Source organism: Streptococcus parauberis NCFD 2020 (assembly GCF_000187935.1).
In the GTDB taxonomy this organism is placed as follows: Bacteria; Bacillota; Bacilli; order Lactobacillales; family Streptococcaceae; genus Streptococcus; species Streptococcus parauberis.
The window spans coordinates 383,603-403,059 of the sequence record NZ_AEUT02000001.1 but is presented as its reverse complement, the minus strand read 5'-3'; the positions used below and the strand labels follow the sequence as shown (position 1 = coordinate 403,059).

The 19,457-nt window shown below is 35.1% G+C and carries 17 protein-coding genes and 3 pseudogenes; 6 read left to right on the top strand and 14 right to left on the bottom strand.

Translation table 11 applies throughout. The features are described 5' to 3' along the window. Positions 1-203: 203 nt before the first annotated feature. The 6 genes and pseudogenes from SPB_RS01995 to SPB_RS01970 all read right to left on the bottom strand — a co-directional run bounded on the left by SPB_RS01995 (position 204) and on the right by SPB_RS01970 (position 4,997). Complete coding sequence (locus SPB_RS01995; protein WP_003106078.1) at positions 204-908, bottom strand: Crp/Fnr family transcriptional regulator; 705 nt, start codon at positions 906-908, stop codon at positions 204-206. A gap of 144 nt (positions 909-1,052) precedes the next feature. Beyond that, positions 1,053-1,625: a Dps family protein gene (locus SPB_RS01990; RefSeq protein WP_002292150.1), complete on the bottom strand. Its 573-nt coding sequence runs from the start codon at positions 1,623-1,625 to the stop codon at positions 1,053-1,055. A gap of 314 nt (positions 1,626-1,939) precedes the next feature. Beyond that, positions 1,940-2,422 (bottom strand): annotated as a pseudogene (locus tag SPB_RS01985) (IS6-like element IS1216 family transposase); the annotation flags it as partial. Positions 2,423-2,535: 113 nt separating this feature from the next. Continuing rightward, positions 2,536-4,251 carry an arsenical pump-driving ATPase gene (gene arsA / locus SPB_RS01980; RefSeq protein ID WP_003103190.1) on the bottom strand — a complete coding sequence of 572 codons (1,716 nt, stop codon included), beginning with the start codon at positions 4,249-4,251 and terminating at the stop codon, positions 2,536-2,538. Between the two features lie 12 nt (positions 4,252-4,263). Continuing rightward, the gene (gene arsD, locus SPB_RS01975; RefSeq protein ID WP_003102917.1) at positions 4,264-4,659 is read right to left on the bottom strand and encodes an arsenite efflux transporter metallochaperone ArsD; all 396 of its coding nucleotides are present in this window, start codon (positions 4,657-4,659) and stop codon (positions 4,264-4,266) included. Positions 4,660-4,673: 14 nt separating this feature from the next. Next, complete coding sequence (locus SPB_RS01970) at positions 4,674-4,997, bottom strand: ArsR/SmtB family transcription factor (protein WP_003102602.1); 324 nt, start codon at positions 4,995-4,997, stop codon at positions 4,674-4,676. 318 nt (positions 4,998-5,315) lie between these two features. Here SPB_RS01970 and SPB_RS11685 point away from each other — a divergent pair, with 318 nt between their 5' ends. Both SPB_RS11685 and SPB_RS11680 read left to right on the top strand, forming a co-directional pair. Beyond that, a complete protein-coding gene (locus tag SPB_RS11685; protein WP_139058242.1) occupies positions 5,316-5,789 on the top strand; it encodes a helix-turn-helix domain-containing protein in 474 nt (157 codons plus the stop codon). Continuing rightward, positions 5,738-6,433 (top strand): annotated as a pseudogene (locus SPB_RS11680) (IS3 family transposase); the annotation flags it as partial. The gene SPB_RS11685 and the pseudogene SPB_RS11680, both read left to right, overlap by 52 nt. A gap of 90 nt (positions 6,434-6,523) precedes the next feature. On the opposite strand, the gene SPB_RS01960 reads toward SPB_RS11680, so the two are convergent. Then, positions 6,524-7,078: a recombinase family protein gene (locus tag SPB_RS01960; protein WP_003105478.1), complete on the bottom strand. Its 555-nt coding sequence runs from the start codon at positions 7,076-7,078 to the stop codon at positions 6,524-6,526. Between the two features lie 554 nt (positions 7,079-7,632). Here SPB_RS01960 and SPB_RS01955 point away from each other — a divergent pair. The 4 genes from SPB_RS01955 to SPB_RS01940 are packed head-to-tail and all read left to right on the top strand — an operon-like array spanning position 7,633 to position 9,596. Further along, positions 7,633-7,872, top strand: a complete 240-nt coding sequence (locus SPB_RS01955; RefSeq protein ID WP_003105238.1) for a GlsB/YeaQ/YmgE family stress response membrane protein — start codon at positions 7,633-7,635, stop codon at positions 7,870-7,872. A gap of 29 nt (positions 7,873-7,901) precedes the next feature. Continuing rightward, the gene (gene amaP, locus SPB_RS01950; RefSeq protein ID WP_254655058.1) at positions 7,902-8,387 is read left to right on the top strand and encodes an alkaline shock response membrane anchor protein AmaP; all 486 of its coding nucleotides are present in this window, start codon (positions 7,902-7,904) and stop codon (positions 8,385-8,387) included. Next, positions 8,353-8,634, top strand: coding sequence for a CorA family divalent cation transporter (locus tag SPB_RS01945; RefSeq protein WP_050795555.1), 282 nt, complete (start codon positions 8,353-8,355; stop codon positions 8,632-8,634). Before amaP ends, SPB_RS01945 begins: the two co-directional genes overlap by 35 nt. A 38-nt stretch (positions 8,635-8,672) precedes the next feature. Then, positions 8,673-9,596 carry a N(5)-(carboxyethyl)ornithine synthase gene (locus SPB_RS01940; RefSeq protein ID WP_003105807.1) on the top strand — a complete coding sequence of 308 codons (924 nt, stop codon included), beginning with the start codon at positions 8,673-8,675 and terminating at the stop codon, positions 9,594-9,596. 214 nt (positions 9,597-9,810) lie between these two features. On the opposite strand, the gene SPB_RS01935 is transcribed toward SPB_RS01940, so the two are convergent. From SPB_RS01935 to SPB_RS01895, 7 genes and pseudogenes are all read right to left on the bottom strand, one after another. Continuing rightward, positions 9,811-10,491 carry an IS6-like element ISTeha2 family transposase gene (locus SPB_RS01935; protein ID WP_003105043.1) on the bottom strand — a complete coding sequence of 227 codons (681 nt, stop codon included), beginning with the start codon at positions 10,489-10,491 and terminating at the stop codon, positions 9,811-9,813. A 430-nt stretch (positions 10,492-10,921) separates the two neighbouring features. Further along, on the bottom strand, positions 10,922-11,617 hold the full coding sequence (locus SPB_RS01925) for a hypothetical protein (protein WP_003102683.1): 696 nt from the start codon (positions 11,615-11,617) through the stop codon (positions 10,922-10,924). Positions 11,618-12,074: 457 nt separating this feature from the next. Beyond that, a pseudogene (locus SPB_RS01920) lies at positions 12,075-12,666 on the bottom strand (site-specific integrase). Between the two features lie 104 nt (positions 12,667-12,770). Beyond that, the gene (locus tag SPB_RS01915) at positions 12,771-13,505 is read right to left on the bottom strand and encodes a GIY-YIG nuclease family protein (protein ID WP_003105789.1); all 735 of its coding nucleotides are present in this window, start codon (positions 13,503-13,505) and stop codon (positions 12,771-12,773) included. A gap of 122 nt (positions 13,506-13,627) precedes the next feature. Beyond that, on the bottom strand, positions 13,628-14,788 hold the full coding sequence (locus SPB_RS10860) for a restriction endonuclease subunit S (protein ID WP_003105166.1): 1,161 nt from the start codon (positions 14,786-14,788) through the stop codon (positions 13,628-13,630). Beyond that, the gene (locus SPB_RS01900; protein ID WP_003103147.1) at positions 14,781-16,376 is read right to left on the bottom strand and encodes a type I restriction-modification system subunit M; all 1,596 of its coding nucleotides are present in this window, start codon (positions 16,374-16,376) and stop codon (positions 14,781-14,783) included. The genes SPB_RS10860 and SPB_RS01900 overlap by 8 nt, the downstream gene beginning before the upstream one ends. Next, positions 16,376-19,453: a type I restriction endonuclease subunit R gene (locus SPB_RS01895; RefSeq protein WP_003104424.1), complete on the bottom strand. Its 3,078-nt coding sequence runs from the start codon at positions 19,451-19,453 to the stop codon at positions 16,376-16,378. The genes SPB_RS01900 and SPB_RS01895 overlap by 1 nt, the downstream gene beginning before the upstream one ends. Positions 19,454-19,457: the final 4 nt, after the last annotated feature.

The window sequence follows — 19,457 nt, the reverse complement described above, 5'->3', positions numbered from 1 at the left end:
TTGTTCGACAACCCTATCTTAAAGAAAAATAAAACAAAAAAACTTGAGGGTTACCATGTTTGTGCTTTTATTTTTCCAATGAATGAAGGTCGTTCTGTCTTAAAAAAGCCAAAAACGGACAGATGGAAGCAAAAGCACTGAGTTCTGTCCCGATGTTAATGAAGAGCGACAGAACACCAACGTGTAAAAAAAAGTGTGTCCGATTATTCGCTGTAAAGCAATAAATCATCTAAATCCTGAATCTTGATCCTTTTCCCAGACAGCTGTTGAATCAATCCCTCGTCCTCCAATTCTCCAAATTTGCGACTGATGGTCTCAGGTGTCGTTCCTAAATAGGAAGCAATGTCCTTTTTTGCCATCGGCAGGGTGATGGTGGGAGAGTTGCCCATTTCAGGTTCCACATTTTCTGCCAAAAATAAAATTAAACGGGTAGTTACATGCTCTACCGCCACTTGTGTGGTTTGGCGTTCGGAATTTTCTAACCGCTTGGACATTTCAGCCAGCAGTTTTAGAGAAATAGCGGGGTACTGTTCCAGAAAATCCTGGACATCCTTTTGCTGAATCATACAGACAACGGTATCTCGGGTTGCTTCGGCATATTCCTCGTGTACTGCATCCGGGTTGAACAAGGTCCATTCTCCGGTGAAATCACCAGGGTTCAAGATCCGCACTAGCTGCTCTTTGCCAGAGTCTGCCAATCGATAAATACGGATTTTCCCACGATTGATAATATATAAAGTATCCTCTTTTTCTTGTGAACGAAACAGAAACTCTCCTTTTTGATACTGTTTCGTGTGGGCTTTTTCAGCAATGTAATTCATCGCGCTACCCTCTAAGTGATTGAATATTGGAACCAAGCGGATACAGGCTGCGTGGTCGCCAATTTCATGATGGGTATGTTTAGTCAATTCATTCTCCCCCTTTATTTATTTTGTTTATATTCGCTGCTTTTATTATATAAGTCTCTTACTACAAAAAAATTGATGCACATCAAGAAAATGGAAAAAGGACTGGAAAGAATTCCAATCCCTAAATCAGCTTCTACTTTTACCTTAATCTTCATCCTCATCAAGAGCGTCATCATCTTCTAATGCTTCTTTACCAATGAACGCTTGCAGCATCCAAATGTTCTTGTCTAAGTCATTTTTAAAAGCAATCAATGTATCTTCTAAAGCATCGTCACCCTCGTCTTGAGCTAAACGAATCGCGCGAATAGTTAGGTCACGAGTGCTTCTGAAGTCCTCGATAATATTTTCAACCATGTCTTCTGCTTTAGCGTATTTATTAACTGCATCTTCCGAAAGCATCGAATATTTTTCAAATTCAACCGTTGTCGAAGCAGGTTTATGCCCAGAAGTAATTAGACGCTCCGCAAGTTTGTCGAACCATTTTTCATTTTCGTTATACAACTCTTCAAATTTTTCATGCAACGTAAAGAAATTGGCTCCTTTTACATACCAGTGATATTGGTGCAGTTTCACATGTAATGTATGCATGTTGCCTAAAAGATGATCCGCAATGGCCGCTGCATTAATTTTCGTATGATGAACATGTTCCTTGTGTTCTTGTTCTTCTTGCAATCTTTCTTGGGGTGTTCTTTCTTGAGTAGCTTTATTTTCAGTCATGATTTATTCCTCCTATAATTTTGGTTTGTTTAAAATAGCTTTCTTTGATTCCTCCTTTTTCTTTACTGAATTTAGTATAGGATAGATTTCCGTTAAAAAAATTGACGCTCATCAAGAAAAGTATTTCTTAATAGACGCCAGGCTTCTCTATTAAATTCAACTGAAATAATCAAAGGAATGAAGTCGTTCCCTCCAAACAAAAATTTCATTAAAGTAGGGCCTAAAAAAAGAATAGCAACTATACTTTGTCAAGAGACCTGACTGCTATTTTTTTGCTTGTTATTCTTCAATTACCAAATGTCTTGCCTTGCAGTATATTTAATGGTACGATGTTCTGTCCCTTGATAAAAGCCGTATTCTTTTAGTTTCTTAAAGGCATTTGTAATAGAGGGGGCTTTATCTGTGACTACAACCTTCGGTTCATCAAACTGCTTCACTAACCGCTTAAGAAAAGCATAGGCTGCTTGTGTGTCCCGTTTTTTACGTAACCAAATATCCAAGGTTAAACCATCTGCATCGATGGCTCGATACAAATAATGCCATTTTCCTTTAATTTTGATGTCCGTTTCATCCATTTTCCATGAATAAAAGGATTTTTTATTTTTCTTTTTCCAAATTTGATAGAGTAGTTTGCCATATTCTTGCACCCAACGATAAATCGTCGTATGAGAAACGTTAATGCCACGATCATATAAGATTTCTTGAACTTCACGATAGCTAAGGTTATAACGAAGATAGTAGCCCACGGCTACAATAATCACATCCTGCTGAAATTGCTTTCCTTTAAAATGATTCATCGTCATTCCTCCTGCTATCTTTTTCTATTATTCTACCTTATTTGATAGTAGATTTAAAACTTTGCAACAGAACCGAACCAATTATAATAATTTTCATAGGATAATCATTTCCTTTATTTTTCAAAGTCAGCTTGCCATTTAGCTACTGCATAGTGTTGATTAGAAAGTTTGGCAACTTTATTAATCCATTCTACTTCATTTGATGCACGTGCTTTCAAAACTTCATTCGAGGTATGAGTTGCACTCATACTTTGGTTTACTAACCACCAAGTATGTGCAATATTTGCTCTATCTAAATCATCTGCTAACCGCATTGATTCATAAACTGGAGTGGTTTCTGGTAAAGTCACCATCAAAACTTCTGTTTCATCAGAGTTTTGTAATCTTGGTAAAAGTTTTTGAATTGATTTTGGAACTTCACCACTTGTTCGTTCAACTTCTTTCGCATAGCTTTGAGTTGATTCAAGTAATAAGAGGGTATGACCAGTTGGCGCAGTATCAATTACTACAATCTCATCATCTGCTTTTTGAACAATTTCAGCGAAAGCACGAAAGACTGCAATTTCTTGCGTACATGGTGATTCCAAGTCTTCTTTAACATAGTCAAAATCATCGCCTGACATTGTTTCTCTTGCTTTGCTTAAAACTTCTTCTTTATATTCTCGAAGTTCCTTTTCTTCATCAATATGACTTAATGAGAGTCCAGAAGTATCTCCCAAGTAGAAATTAAGATGGTCCGCAGGGTCTGTAGTGGCCAGATGAACTTTTTTACCTTGCTTTTGCAAAGCTTGAGCAACTTTAATCGCTACATTAGTTTTTCCAACTCCACCTTTACCCATTGTAAAGATAATTTTTTTACCTGTTTTGACAAAATTATCAATCACAGTTGAGAGTTCTGGATATTCTCTCATTTCTGAATCAATCTCAGGCAATTCGGGTTGAACTGTATCTAAAAGGATGCGAAGTTTATCTAACCCAGTCACATTATAGGGTCTGAGTGGAATAAAGAATTGTTCATACTTACTGAGAAAGTTAGGCAAATGCTCTAAATCATCTTCTTGTTGTTTGGCAATAATCTTTGATACTTCATCGTCTGCTTGAGTTAAAAGTCCATTAATAATTAATTTTTGATTATTTATTCCGAGTTCCGCAAGTTCACCAGAAGCTCTTTTGGCTTCCTCAATTGATGCTTTTTGAGGACGTGTTACTAACATAAGCGTTGTTAATTCACCGTTAGCTAATGTTTTTACTGCTCGTTCGTAACTTTCCTTTTTATCTCCCAGTCCTGAAAGTTGACCTAAGCACGAAACACCAGTATCATTTTCATCCAGGTAGTTTGACCATGCGGAAGGAAGAGCAAGCATTCTGAGGGTATGTCCGGTTGGTGCGGTATCAAAAATGACATAGTCAAATTCATCTTTGACATCCTTATTTGTTAAGAAACCAGCAAATTCATTAAAAGAAGCAATTTCAACGGTACATGAACCTGAAAGTTGTTCTTCCATATTTTCTACAGCTGAGTCTGGTAAAATTCCTCGATATGGACCAACTATACTTTCTTTATAATCATTTGCCGCAGATACTGGGTCAAAATTTGCGACTTTTAAATTAGGAATTTCTGGAATTTCTTTTGGTTTATTGGTTAATTCTGTTTGAAATACATCTTGTAAATTAGAAGCAGGGTCAGTACTGACAAGTATTACTTTATAACCTGAATCCGCAAGACTTACTGCAGTTGCACATGCAGACGTTGTTTTGCCAACCCCACCTTTTCCTGTAAAGAACAGATATTTAGTCAATTCTAATTTTTTTGGATCGTAAGCTTTCATCATTTCTCCCTATTAACAGCAACCAGAATTTCCACCACAACATGTGGTATTAGCCTCTACTTTGACTTCTTCTTGGGAATTTGAGCAACAAGCTCCTTTTTCATTATTAATATCGCTTAGTCCAAGTTCTTCAAAAGTTGGATAGCTTTCGGTTTTGAGAATTTCTCCATCAATTAATGTGATTGGTAAAACATCATTTCCTTGATTTTGTATGAGATTCAGAACTTTTTCGTTAACCACAAACGCTTGAGGGTTACTTGTAAGATTAAAACGATAAGCTTTTACCTCTTCGTTCTCTTTCAATGTATCAAATAGGTTTGTAATACGAAGTAATTCTGAATCAACAGACGGCCCACAAACTCCAGTAGAGCAACACATCGCAGGTTCAAAAATTTCAATTTTTTTCATTATAGTTCCCTTTCTTAATTAGAACAATTACATTTTTTATCAGTACCACACACACAAGTATCTTCGTTATGTGAGAATAGAGTCATACACATGCTTTGGAATTCTTTAGCAAAATCTTCACTTAAAGTGTAATAATTCCAAGTCCCTTTTTTCTCAACAGTGATAATTTCTGCTTTTTCTAAAACCTTCATGTGATGGGACAATGCAGGTTGTGAAAAATCAAAATGCTCTAATAGGTCGCAAGCACATTTTGTTCCACATGACAGCAGGTCGACAATTTTTAAACGATTTGGCTCAGCTAATGCCTTCAAACTCATTACAATTTTTTCGTAATTCATAAAATCCTTTCCTAAACATAAACGTACGTTTATATATAATATAAACAAATGTTTATGTATTGTCAAACATAAACGACTATTTATGTTTCGATTTTTATTGTAAATTATAATTTATGTGTCAACAAAAGCCTTTCACCGTATAAAAAAGAAGTTGTCTTATGTAGTGACCCCCAAAAGATAGACTTTTCAAAAATATGAAAGGTCTTTTATTATGACAAAATATTCATTTGAACTAAAACTAAAAGTGGTTCAGGATTATGATAACGGTGTAGGGGGTGTGATTATTTAGCCAAAAAGTACCATGTCACAAACGAAGCGATTGTCAGGCGTTGGGTCAAAGCTTATAAAGAATTAGGGGCGGTTGGAATTCAGCGTAAAAGGCAAAATACAGTTTATTCAACACAATTCAAACTTAATGCGGTAAACTTATATCTAACAAGTGAAAAGTCATATAGAGAACTAGCTCATGAATTGGGAATGAATAATCCGCCACTTCTTACACGATGGGTGTCAAATTATCGCAAAAAAGGGGAATTTGCCTTTTCTAATGTTCAGGGGCGACCTAGAAAAGAGTCTGAATTGCTTGAAATAAGTATTAAGAAAGCGAAAGATGTGGTGAATGAAACAGAGCAAGAACTTGCTAGGCTTCAAAACGACAATCTTAATTTAAGAATGGAAGTTGAATATTTAAAAGGGCTGAGGAGATTACGGCAGGAACAACACAAGAGGGAAAATCCCGAGTGGTCTGTGAACTCCGACGAGAATTCAAGTTCCCACTTAAGCAACTCTTAGCCATTTCTGAACTTTCTAAAGCAACTTATTACTACTGGGTCAATAGTTTTGAACGTCCTAATAAAGACGAAATGATTGAGCAAGTCATGCTTGAAATACGTCAAGAACACACTAATGCAGGTTATCGTCCAATGGTTGAGCTATTAAAACAACGTGGAATTTATGTTAATCACAAGAAAGTTCAGCGCTTGATGAAAAAACTTGGGCTTCGTGTGACTACTTTTTGGCATAAATCTCGTAAATATAACTCTTACAAAGGTAAAGTTGGGACTGTGGCTAAGAACAAGCTCCACAGACGATTTAACACTTCTATACCACATCAGAAGATAACGACTGACACCACTGAGTTCAAATATTACGATAAAGGGGTTCAAAAGAAGCTTTATCTCAACCCCTATCTTGACCTTTTCAACAACGAAGTGATTAGCTATGAAATCTCTAAACAACCAACCTATCAAGCCATTGCGACAGCACTTCAGGAGGCTTTAGAATTGACTTCTGATTGTCTCTATCGTCGTACTTTCCACTCTGACCAAGGGTGGGCATATCAGATGAAAAACTATGTCTTTAAGCTCAAATCAAAAAAAATAATCCAATCTATGTTCTTTTGCTGTCATATCAAGGCTCATTCAATCATGGTAAATTCGTGGTAAAATAATTGCTTTTTTGATTGATGAATAGTCCTTAAATACTGTATTTATGCGGATAATCTGATTTTTTGTATTAAGTTTATTCTAAAACTTATTAATATATCTATAAATCGTTGTTCTTGACACTCCCCAAGAATCCGCAATCGACTTAATCGGCGTACCACTTTCTACCAAGGTTTTAAGAAGCTTTACGTCTTGCTCCGAAAATTTCTCAGGTCTTCCTCCAAGTCGTCCTCTTGCACGTGCAGCTTCTCTACCAGCGGCAGAACGCTCCAAAATAAGATTTCGCTCAAATTCCGCAAAAGCCGCAAACAAATGAAACATCAATTGTCCAGTCGAACTTGATTTATCCATTGTAATATTTTCTTGCAAGCTATGGAAACTTACTCCTTTATCATTAAGTGAATTAACTATGCTAATTAAGTCCTCCATATTTCTTCCTAATCTATCTAACCGCCAAACAACAATTGTATCTCCAGAACGAGAAAATTCGATGGCGGATTTTAAACCAGGTCTTTCTTTTTTACTTCCTGACATATGGTCAGTAAATATTTTTTCACAGTTATATTTTTTGAGACTATCTTTTTGTAAATCCAAATTTTGAAGTCCAGTTGAAACTCGTGCGTATCCTATATTCATTTTTTTCTCCTTCATTTTAATTTATTGTATCATAACTTAAAAATATATGTATAAATGAACATAGAATAGATTACGGGTTAATGGACAATAAATGCAAACGATTTTGAGAAATTTAATAAGAAAAGAAGAGTGTCCATAAAATGACCATTTTCTGAACACTCAAATATTGAAAAAATATAGCTCATTTTATGTCTTATTATTTGATAGTGGTCCATGAGCGGTAACCACTCCTCACTATACAACTGTTACAAGTGCTTAAGCTGAATATATTGATAACTTAATTCGACGTGCAACCAAGATTGAAAGTGGCTCTGTTAAACCCTATGAAGATAACATGCTTAAAATTGTAGCAGAAAATCGTAAATTAACGCTTGATATGAGAGTCCTCGATGATTCAATCTACTCTGACATAGACTCTAATAAATTGACTTAACGTCATACCACAACTACTGGTGTTATTAAATAAAAAAAGGAATCATATCCCTTGAATGCGCTTTCTAAATGTGTTAGATTAAAGTAAGAAACATATTATAATCTTTAGAAAGAGGTGGCTTATGATTTGGTCATTAATTGTTGGTGCATTAATCGGATTAATCGCTGGTGCGATTACAAATAAGGGAAGTTCAATGGGCTGGATTGCTAATATCTTAGCAGGGTTAGTTGGATCTTTTGTAGGTCAAGCCTTACTTGGAACTTGGGGACCTTCGCTTGCTGGCATGGCATTAATACCATCCATTATTGGAGCGGTCATTGTGGTTGCTGTTGCATCTTTCGTCCTATCTAAAATGAATTAGTAGATCTTAGGATCTAGAAAGGAGGAGTTTTGGCAACTGGAAAGAAAATAATACTCATTATCCTTGATCTCCTTTTACTTACGCTTGTTCTACCAATGACGTGGGATTATTACAATTTCATGGAGTATGATTGGAGGACAACGACCTCTAGTAACATTCCCTTCATAGGTAAATATATGATAGACTATTTGTTTTGGGGGAACATCGTTTTAATAGTCATATTAATTCTCGCCTTGATTGTAATCCTTTTTTATCCTCGAACCTATATGGATGTACAACTCACTTCAAATAATGGAGATTTAACTTTAAAGAAGTCTGCCATTGAAGGTTTTGTAGGTGAAAAAGTAAAAGAAAATGATTACCTTAAAAACTCAAAAATCGCTGTTTCACTTTTTAAAAATAAGATAAAAATTGATATAAAAGGTGAGATTATTCCTCGAGTTGAAGTGGCACAAAAAGCCCAAGTTCTGGAAAGAGAGGATGGAAACCTTAGAGTCTTTGGTAAGAGCTTATAATAAGTACCTTTCTAGCTTGGATACAATTATAAATAATAATAGTTCATTTCAGTTGAACAATATTATGAAAACATTAACTGAGCTTACAGTTGTCTTAACAATACCAACAATTACTTATGGGTTTTGGGGAATAAATCTCAAGTTGCCTTTTCAAGGTGTCCCCTATGGTTCGTTACTTGTAATTGTTATTTCACTTCTAATCAGTCTATTAGTTTGGTACTGGTTAAAAAAGAAAAAATCTCTTTAGAAAAATTTATAAAATTATAAAGAAAAGAAGAAAAAACTATGAAAATTGGCCTAGTAAAAGCAAACTTCCCTGGAGAAAGACGAGTCCCACTTCTACCAAAAGATATTAAAGATTTTAAAAATGAAATATTGGTAGAGGAGGGGTTTGGAAAATTTCTTGATATTGATGATCAAGAATACATTGACAAAGGATGTCACATTTTATCAAGAGCTGAAGTTTTTGCGGAATCAGAAGCAATCTTCTCACTAAAACTCATCCAGCCTACTGACTATTCTCATCTTAGAGAGGGACAGATGATTATAGGCTGGACACATCCTTTTGGTTCAGGACAATCGTTCATGAAAGAGCAAGCTCTGCCTAAAAAGTTAATTGTAGTAGATTTAGATAGTAACTCGCCTTGCATTTATTATGAAAATGAGATATTTGAATCAGGTATTCCGAAGGGTCTATTATATAAAAATAGTTTTTACGCAGGCTATGCAGGGGTTATAGATGCTTTATTGCAATATGGATCTATTCCAACTGAAGAGACAAAAATAGCTATTTTAGGTTCTGGAAATGTTGCGCAGGGTGCCTTTAGTAGTATCTCAAAATATTCCTCAAACATCCGAATGTATTATCGAAAAACAATGTCGATTTTCAAAGAAAATTATACAAAGTACGACATCATTATCAATGGAATTGAAATTGGGAAAGATGATGATCCAATTTTAAATCTTTCTGAACAAAAATTATTGAAAAAAGGGACTTTAATTATTGATGTAGCAGCTGATGCTGGAAATACTATTGAAGGATCTCATTTTACTAGTATAGATGTCCCTATCTACGAAAATGATGGAAAATACTATTATGTTGTTCCTAATACTCCATCACTCATCTATCGAAATGTGAGTCAAGATTTAAGTAAGATTTTAAGTGAGAATATATTTAAAGAAGACTGCTCGCGTTTTTTAATAAAATAAATAATACGACCTAAACAACTTTTGTATTATTAAAAGGAAAATATGAGATTATTTTGTTTTCCTCTAAAAATGTAAACCCTAACATTAAGTTAGGGTTTTATACTAAAAATATCCTTGAACATTCTTTAATAATTGAGTTTAAAAGAATAAGTGTTGAATGGTTCTGTTGCAAAGTTTCAATACTGAGTACAAAAGTCCCATTCTGATACTTTGACTATGCTGGTATACCCATCAAAACTTTAATTTCAGTAGATGCCGAAAAGCCGAAGAGCGTTCCATTTCTTCGGTTCTTTTTGTATATGCCTCTCAATGCTTCTATGCCCTTAATCGTAGTTGATGCAGTACGAAGACTTTGATAAAGTTTATTTCGACGTTTAACAGGTCTATGATCTTGCTCAATTAAGTTATTGAGATACTTGACTGTCCGGTGCTCAGTTTCGCTGTATAGCCCCTGCTTTTGTAACTTCCTAAAAGCACTAGCAATTGATGGTGCTTTATCTGTCACGATAACTTTCGGTTCCCCAAACTGCTTGTATAGTCGTTTAAAGAAAGCATAAGCAGACTGAGTATTTCTCTTTCGTCTTAGCCAAATATCCAGTGTCATGCCTTCTGAGTCGATTGCACGATAGAGATAATGCCACTTCCCTTTAATTTTAATATAAGTTTCGTACATTTTCCACGAATAAAAGGACTGTCTATTTTTCTTTTTCCAGATTTGATAGATCAGCTTACCATATTCTTGAACCCAACGGTAAATTGTTGTGTGAGAAACGTTAATGCCACGATCATATAACATCTCTTGAACATCACGATAACTCAAATTATAGCGAAGATAATACCCAACAGAGATAATAATCACGTCTTTTTGGAATTGTTTGCCCTTAAAATGATTCATCTGTTGTCCTCGCATTCTTTTTTATTACATTTTACAATAAATCAGGTGTTATGGGGAACTTTGCAACAGAACCAGCTTGGCTTAGCGATAAAAGGTCTAGTAAGAAACACAAAAAACGCCATTAAGCTTTTATACAAGGTACGGCAATACCTGGTATTTTTTTATAAAAAAATAGAGCCCGGCAAGGCTCTATTGCTGGTAGCACTATGATGCGCAAACCAATTCATACGTTAAGTAAAATTTATCACATCTTCTTTTTTTTGTCAAATTTACGCACTTGAATAGCGTTATATTTCAAAGAGAAAGTCCTTATACCTATTTTTAAACAGATATCATGATCACTAATAAATAATATTGCCATCGTCAAAAAATTACTTTAAATAGAAATAAAAAGACAGGAAAAAGACAGGAAGGTGATAAACCTATCTTTTTATTTTTTATCTATATTGACAAATTTTAAATCATTTTTGGAAATATTTACCTTCAAGTGTCTATCAGAATTTAGATTCAGCAAATCTTCTAAGTCTTGTGAGGCATACTTAGCCACTTTTTCTTTGCGATTTTCATTATTTAAAACATAATCGGATGTCGCATAAACAGCCTCTGTAGATTTTTCAGAAAGAAATTTTTGAGCTTCTTTTCCAGAGGTCCAACCATCAACTACTTTATCTACAAGTCCATTAGTTGACTGATCTATTTTAATATCCCCTGTTTGCTGAGAATCTACTTTAACCAGAAGAGGTTCCTTGAATGTTAGTACGTTATTTTTTATCTCAATATCTTTGCGGGTAATGCTAGATAGTTCAATTTTAAATTCCGTTTTGATAGGTATTTTAGCAGTTAGTGAACGTCCTACAAAAAATTTTGTTACTACTTTTGTCCATTCTGGCCACTTTGCTAACTCATTATTAGTGAATTCTTGGTTCTGTGTTTTTTCAACATCTGCCCCTGCAACTAAAAGCATATTTTCTTTTGAAAATTTCTTTACGACAAAGCTATATTGAGTTTTAGATGAACCATTAAACGGATTGTGGTTCTTCAAATACCACCAACCTAATCCAAGCAGTCCGACTAAAACGATAAGTAAAGCAATTTTGTTAGCTACTGATTTTCCAATTGTTTTCATACATTCTCCTAAAAATATAAGTATTTTAATTATTATAAAAATTAATGTAGGCCAATTCCTAATCACTTTTTAAAGAGTCTTGACCAGCTCTCTAAGTTTTTTTTCTAATTATCTCACATAATAATTCAGAAGTCCACTATTACAAAGTAATAGGCAATTGGAGCTATACTATAAAAGTAGACACAAGAATGAAAGGACTATTATGTCAGGATTTAAACGTTACGACGAGGACTTTAAGAAAGCGTAGGCTGCTTGTTAGAATTATTTGCTTTTAAAATGGTTCATTTGTATATCCTCACTATCTTTTTATCGCATTTAAGCAAAACTTTACCAGGTATCATGGAAAGGATAGTCAGCCATTAAAACATTGGTAGTTTTTCAAAAATGAATATTTCCTCTTACTCAAGAAATTAGTTCATAAAAGGTAAAGTATAAAGTTTTATCAATAAAAACGATATTACCCAAAATCTATTTGGTCTAATGTCGTTTCACGACTGGCTTGATCTAAACCCAAATACGTTAGTGTCATTGCTTCACTGGAATGATTTAACAAATGCATGACTAAACCAATGTTATAATTCGATTGTGTATAAACTCTATAAGCTCCTGTTTTACGCATGGTATGTGGTTCCCAAGTAATTGATAGATAAAAGGTCTCCAACGCGTGCCATGACTTTATAAAAGTGCTTCTCGGTGATATAACGATCAGGACGAGAAGTTGAAGGAAATAACCACTCTGAATTGAGATTTTGTTGCACTAGCCAATTATGATAAATTAGTAAATCTTGTTGGACAGGTTTTAAGTATAAGGTATTTGCTTTACCTGTTTTTTGATCATGAATAAAGGCAGTTTGTTTAACTGTACCATCGAGATTGAAAATATCTGATTTCTTTAATTTCATGACATCACTTACTCTTAGCAAGGTCGCTTTCCCAACCTGAAAGATTGTATAGTTACGACTACCAGCACGAAAGCTATCAAGTAAGGTGTCTTGCACCATCTTTAAGACATTAGAATCTTTGATGGGAAGAACGATTTGTTGAACCATATGAATTACCACCTTTCAAATATAACTTTTTTTCCAGTCAGTTCAGCTAATTTTTTGATTTGATTGTATAAGCCTATTTTTGAAAAATTAACATATATATGGTATTAAGTTAGTTCTATTGGTTTAGTCAACTTCGTCCCTTTAGCTGATATATGTTCTCTATTGCCAAGTATTTGTACTGTATTGGGTTCATTAGGACTCATTAAAGGAATCAATTTATCCAACTCTGCGGATAATACTAAATTAGAAACTAATTGCGTAAATACATCTCTATATGATTTCCCAGTATATAATGATTCTCCAAATATGATTGATATATGACTATTTAGAGTTGAGTTGTCACTATTATCTTCAGTTTGAATGTGTTCTGAATCAAATAAATCGATATTGGCAACATCATTCAATAGTTTCTCAACCTTATTCCATAATGACAGAGCTGAAAATTTGCTTAATTTATCAATATAGCTTTTATTTCCTTGAGTGCTATTATCTAAATCAATATTAGCAGTATTCATTTTTTCAATGATTAAACGTTCTAAAAGATCTAGTTGTGCTTTAGATAGATGCCCATCTTCACGTCCAAAAAATATTAATTTGTTCCACCATGGTTTATTTGTATTGTGTTGTTGTAACCTAGAAAAAATAGAATTAGAGGCTTGACCTACATAACGTTTATTATCTCCTAGTAATATATATATACCTGGTTTTTGAGATTCCTCAATTAATTGAATTGCTGGTAAATCGTCTTTATTGGCAATAACTACAAAAGTAGGTTCATCATAAAAAATAGAAATATTATCATTTCCAGATTCTCGATTAATAAATATATGGTATGGCATAACATCCTCCTTTTAGGGTTATTACATCATTAAAACAAATAAACAACCCCTATAATCTAGAATTTGGATTATAGGGGCTGTTTTTATTTGATTTCTTAGGGGTCATTATCTAATTATAGACCCTAAACAAACATTTTTTGTAAGTAGCCTTTTTTCTGTTCTTTCAACAAATCTAACTTCCGTTGATGAAGAGCGATAGTGTCATCTAACTGTTTGAAGAACGAACCGATTCTTTGTTGTTCTTCAAATATTGGTAAATAAACTTTTATTTTATAAAAATCTTTATGGTTTAAATCTGGAATTGTAGAAGTACCTGCTCGTATTAAGATTTCTTTTTGTATAGGTATTGATGTTAGTAAGAAATATAAAAATAATTTTGATATTTTTTTGGGATCATAATCTATCTTAAAAAAATTATTATGAAATGCTCCTTTTGTGTTAGTAACTACTTTCCCTGTGTTTCCTGTTCGTGTCATTAAAATATCATTTGTATTAGCGATTACATTTTTTGAAGGATTTTCAATATAATATTTTTTTGTATTGTTAGGATTTAAAAATTCATTAGTAATGTAAAATTCTTTATTTGGTCCAGCTTCTGTAAATCTATCAGATATAGCTATTTGTAGTCCCTGTGACAATTTAGTGAAGTCTGAAAACTTACGCTCTTCCCAATCGTCAGCAAACCCCGCAAATCGCAATTCAGGAACTTTGGCACCATTTTTAGGGAACATCTTTTGTAAAAAGCCTTTTTTCTGTTCTTTCAACAAATCTAACTTACGCTGATGAAGAGCGATAGTGTCGTCGAGTTGTTTGAAAAATGAACCAATTTTTTGCTGTTCTTCCTGACTAGGTTTATAGATTTCAAATTCTGAAAATTTAGAAATCCAATGACGTTCATGACTTTGAGGTACATATTTTATATTCTTCAACGTATTAAACATAAAATAGAAATTGTCAGAATTATCATTCAAACTAAGTAATTTCATTGCGGAACTCTTAATCTTAAAAGGGAAATCTACATAATGAGAACCAGTTGTAAAATCATCAAATATAACAACTGGATTCTCTACGGTAGCATTTTTAATCCCAGTAATCTCATCTGTATAGCCCAATAAGAAACTCTTACCTGCTGTTAAAACAGGTGTATTAAAAGTGTCATCATACTCTGTAGATTTAACAATATATTTTGTTGGTTGCTCATAGTTAAATATCTCCCCCAACTTACGCTCTTCCCAATCATCCATAAAACCTTCAAACCTTAATTGTGGACTCTTTTTACTCATCATGCCCACCTCTAAAAAGAAGACGCATCGAATCAATCAATGCTTGATTCTCTTCACTTTCTGAAAAATCGTTAATCAACGATAAGAGCACTTGCTCTTGTTGAACTAATTCTTCATTTATCTTAAGGAGATTGGTATTTACTGCAACCAAATCAACCGGTGCTTCTTCCTCAAAGGTATCGACATAACGAGGGATATTTAAGTTAAAGTCATTTTCTTGGATCTCATCAAAACTTGCAACATGAGCATATCTTTCAATATCTTCTCGCTTTTTGTAGGTAGAGACAATTTTATCAATATGTTCATCCAACAGGACATTTTGATTTTTTTGTTTTTCAAAATCTTGAGAAGCATCGATAAACAAGACATCACGCCGAGAACGGTTTTTCTTCAAAATAATAATCGTTGTCGGAATACTCGTTCCAAAAAAGATATTGGCCGGCAAGCCAATAACCGCATCAATGGCTCCCATTTCTAAAAGGGCCTGACGAATGGTTCCTTCCGCGGCTCCTCTAAAGAGCACGCCATGCGGCAGGACAATTCCCATTGTTCCCGATTCTTTCAAATGGTAAAAACCGTGAAGGAGAAAGGCAAAGTCCGCTTTAGATTTAGGCGCTAATTTTCCAAAACGCTCAAAACGAGGGTCAGAGAGAAACTTATCTGCCGCTGACCATTTCGCAGAGTAAGGAGGGTTCATGATCACAGAATCAAACTGATAAGGCTCTTCTGACGGCCAATCGGCGTCTAAAGTGTCCCCGTTATTCAGGTTCATGCGTTCTTTATCCACCCCATGAAGGATTAAGTTCATACGTGCTAAGTTAAAGGTCGTCGTATTTAGCTCTTGCCCATGATAATGGACTTGATTTGGATTGATGAGATAGCGACGGATATTAAGCATCAAAGAACCTGATCCCATCGCAGGATCGTAAATATGAAAAGGCGCTCGAGATTCTTGTCCGATCGACGTAATTTCTGACATGATGCGTGAAACAGCTTGAGGGGTATAAAACTCTCCTGCTTTTTTACCTGCACCTGCCGCAAACATCCCGATTAAATACTCATAAGCGTCTCCAATCACATCGCCATTGTGTTCAAATAAATCAATCTCATCTAAGGCACGTAAAACCTCAGTAATCGTCACATTACGTTGTTGTGCATTTGAGCCTAATTTTGTGGAGTTTAAATCAATATCCGCAAACAATCCACTAAATTCTTCTCCTTGACGTTCCAACTCATTAAAACCTGCTTGTAAGTCGGTCAAGTTAAATTCATAGTTATCAGCTTTGATGCGGTAGTGATAAAACAATTGATCGGGTTGGATAAAGTAGCCTTGTTTGGGTTGGATATTTTCGATTAAATCGTCTTTGTCTTCTTCGTACCATTCCATGAAGCCTGCATACTGAGTGGAACGTTCTGGGAAGGTATCTGTCTTCCCATTTTCTTGTTCATAAACTTCTCTCAGCTGCGCATCAGACAAGTACTTATAGAAAATTAATCCCAGTAAGTAGTTTTTATACTCACTTGCATCCATCTTCCCACGTAAGATATCCGCAGAAGCCCATAGTTGTTGATTTAAACCTGTCGCCATTATAATTCTTCTTTCCATTTTTGAAGTTGTTCAAAGTTTTGTTGTAGTCGTTCTTCTAAAACTTTTGTTCTTCTTCTGTATTTTTCACCCGTTTTGGCTTCGAACTCTTCTTTACTAAGAGTCATCGAATCCAGTAAATGGGTTAAATAAGGGATCGTTTTCTTATCGCCTTGATACTCATTCATTGCAGACTGTAGAAATTCGAAAGATAATCCAAATTCTTCAGCTTCTTTCTGAAGTTGTCTTTGAATTTCATTTTGAATCGATGTCTCTTTTAATTGAGCCACATCAATCTCTTCAGCAGTATTGACGAGTTGATCTTTCATGGTGTGATACATCTTTTGGATTTGAGGATCCTTTTGTTGGATTTCTTTTTCAAATTTTTCAACGGCTCCTGCTTCATTTAGTTGAATAGCTTTCAAAAGTTGATTAATATAAAAACTATCCACGACATCTTTATGTGTCGCATTGAGCTGCGAAGAAAAAGCAATCTCTTGTAAAAGATTCTCGAAGTCCTCCTCAGAATGCTCCTCATCCTCGAGCATTTCTTTAATCTGCGCTTTAACGTTTTCCATTTTACCTTGATATTGTGGCAACTGCTCCACCACTTCTGAAAATGCTTCAAATTCCTCTTCGTATTGATCATAGCTTCGGAGCGCTTTATAACTCTTTTCTAGCTTTTGATAAGCACTCACTTGTGCAATCATCGTTTTAAGATCGTTGGGATTATCCGATAGCTCGGCTTCGCTTTGTTTATAAAGTGTTGAACATTCGATAAATTCTCTTTTAACTTCTTCATATTCTCTTGGAATCAGTTGATCAAAGTTTTGCTTTTCATTTGAGAATAGACGAAACGTGTTTTGCACATTTTCTTTCATGGTGAAGGGTTTTCTAAAAGAGACAATTAACCCAGAATCTTTTCCTGTATAAATACGGTTGGTTCTTGAGAACGCCTGAAGGAGCTTTTGATAGTTCATTTCTCGATCAATATATAAGGTTTGAATCGTTGGAGAATCAAAGCCTGTCAATAAACGATCGACAACAATAACAAAATCTAGCCACTGACCATCCGATTGATATTGCTTTTCCTTACGGGCCAACCGTTTATTAATATTTTGATTGTAGAGTTTCTCATCTTGATAAGGAGAGACATCAAACTGTTTCGCATACTCTTTCATGATCTCTACTAATTCATCGTCTTGTTCATTTTTTTCTAATTGATCCGGATTGGTTGAGAAGGTAATAGCTACTCTTGGGAAATCTTTATCAATCAGTTGATGACGTTCATCAAATTGTCGCCCATTCAAGAGTGTCCCATTATCTTTCATTTCCTTTAAAATCCGGTAAATATGTTTGGCTTGGGCAATCGAGTGAGTGGTAAGAATGGCTGACATCGTAGGAAAACCATTCTTTACCTTGAACTTTTTGACCACACTTCTCCGATTAAAGATTTTTTGTAACATGGTCCGAATATGTTCATCTGTTTCATAAAGTTCCGTAGGCACCAATTTTTCTTGTTGTAAGACATCGTCTGGCAACTTTCCTTTATTGAGTTGGGTGACAATCACCTCTTGATCCTCTTCTGAAATCAGTGAATGATACTCGACTTGAAAGCCTAACACAGCCCCATCATCCATGGCATTTTTGGTTGTATAGGAGTGAAGGAGTGGCCCGTACTGCTGGCTCGTTGTTCTAGCAAAAGTTCCATTTTCTTGCTTTTTATTTTCTTCAAAAATAGGCGTCCCCGTTAATCCAAACCAGGTTGAATTGGGTAATATTTTCTTAATCCGCTTCATTTCCTCATCACTAACCGCACGATGAGCCTCATCAACAATGAAAACAATATGTTCTTGCCGTAGCTTCTCAAATTGATTCGAGCCTTTTTCTTCACTCTCTTGTTGGGCACTCCGCATAGCCGCAGAGAGTTTTTGAATCGTGGTCACTAAAATCGTATTATTATTTTTTGATGAAAGGAGGTTTCGAGCCAACTGTTTTTGATTTTTGATCCCAACAATCAAAGTATTGGCTACCGAATTTCCGGTCGTTTGTCCGGTATGATATTCCGAGGCAAACTTAGTAAACTCATCCTGCGTTTGAGCATCTAGGTCTGTTCTATCAACAACCATGACCGTACGATCGACACCGATCGCATTTTGTGCTAATAATTTCGTTGCGACAAAACTGGTAATGGTCTTTCCTGAACCTGTCGCATGCCAAATAAATCCTCCTTCATGCTGTGCCGCTTTTTGACGAATCTTACGAATCGCATGAATTTGGTAAGGCCTTAAAACCATGAGGAATTTTTGATTTTTTTGATCATCGACGAGAATGGTATATTGGCTAATCAATTCATGGGCATCGGGTATCCGCAAAACTGTACGAGTAAAATCAAATAAATCGGAAACCGTTTGATTGTCTTCAGTCCGCCAATTAAATAAAAACTTCTTCATCTGAGCATAGGCTTCAGCGGTATCTTCACTAGGTCTTGCAAAGTATCGGGTATCGACTTTATTTGAAATCACCATGATTTGAGTAGTTGCGTAAATCCCTTTAAAAAATCCATCTTCTGCATAACGCTGAATTTGATAATAAGCTTGCATGAAACCGTCTTTAGCGGACTCTTTTTTGAGCTCAATATGAATGATTGGGAGCCCATTAATCAGCAAACTCACATCTCCACGATCTACTCTAGAGGAATCTGGGACCACTTGGTGAACCACCTCATAAGAAGAAGTTCCTCCTGAGATATCCTTATTTCTAAAGGCTTCTAAAGTCACTTTTTTCCCATCTTCTCGCTCTAATAATACTTGAGCCACCCCGTTTTCTCCTCTAAGCCATTGAGAAGCTAAAAAAGGTGTTCCGGTCAAACGTGAAAACTCGACTTTGACTTGCTTAAATTCTTTGTCCGTTAATAGTTGTTCTTCCAATACTGCTAAATTTATTCGGTTTAAATGGCTTCTAAAGTTTTGCCAAAGTGCTTCTTCCGACTTCAAGTCCGGACGATAAGTCCACTGATTTTCTTTCTCACTTAAGATTTGTATGAACTGGTTTTCAATCATTTGTTCCGAATGACTCATTTGA

Excerpts from the sequence above, each read along its gene's own strand:
- SPB_RS01990 (WP_002292150.1), bottom strand. The coding sequence starts at position 1,625 with ATGACTGAAAATAAAGCTACTCAAGAAAGAACACCCCAAGAAAGATTG.
- arsA (WP_003103190.1), bottom strand. The coding sequence starts at position 4,251 with ATGAAAGCTTACGATCCAAAAAAATTAGAATTGACTAAATATCTGTTC.
- arsD (WP_003102917.1), bottom strand. The coding sequence starts at position 4,659 with ATGAAAAAAATTGAAATTTTTGAACCTGCGATGTGTTGCTCTACTGGA.
- SPB_RS01970 (WP_003102602.1), bottom strand. The coding sequence starts at position 4,997 with ATGAATTACGAAAAAATTGTAATGAGTTTGAAGGCATTAGCTGAGCCA.
- SPB_RS01960 (WP_003105478.1), bottom strand. The coding sequence starts at position 7,078 with ATGAATATAGGATACGCACGAGTTTCAACTGGACTTCAAAATTTGGAT.
- SPB_RS01955 (WP_003105238.1), top strand. The coding sequence starts at position 7,633 with ATGATTTGGTCATTAATTGTTGGTGCATTAATCGGATTAATCGCTGGT.
- SPB_RS01945 (WP_050795555.1), top strand. The coding sequence starts at position 8,353 with ATGGAAACCTTAGAGTCTTTGGTAAGAGCTTATAATAAGTACCTTTCT.
- SPB_RS01940 (WP_003105807.1), top strand. The coding sequence starts at position 8,673 with ATGAAAATTGGCCTAGTAAAAGCAAACTTCCCTGGAGAAAGACGAGTC.
- SPB_RS01935 (WP_003105043.1), bottom strand. The coding sequence starts at position 10,491 with ATGAATCATTTTAAGGGCAAACAATTCCAAAAAGACGTGATTATTATC.
- SPB_RS01925 (WP_003102683.1), bottom strand. The coding sequence starts at position 11,617 with ATGAAAACAATTGGAAAATCAGTAGCTAACAAAATTGCTTTACTTATC.
- SPB_RS01915 (WP_003105789.1), bottom strand. The coding sequence starts at position 13,505 with ATGCCATACCATATATTTATTAATCGAGAATCTGGAAATGATAATATT.
- SPB_RS10860 (WP_003105166.1), bottom strand. The coding sequence starts at position 14,788 with ATGAGTAAAAAGAGTCCACAATTAAGGTTTGAAGGTTTTATGGATGAT.
- SPB_RS01900 (WP_003103147.1), bottom strand. The coding sequence starts at position 16,376 with ATGGCGACAGGTTTAAATCAACAACTATGGGCTTCTGCGGATATCTTA.
- SPB_RS01895 (WP_003104424.1), bottom strand. The coding sequence starts at position 19,453 with ATGAGTCATTCGGAACAAATGATTGAAAACCAGTTCATACAAATCTTA.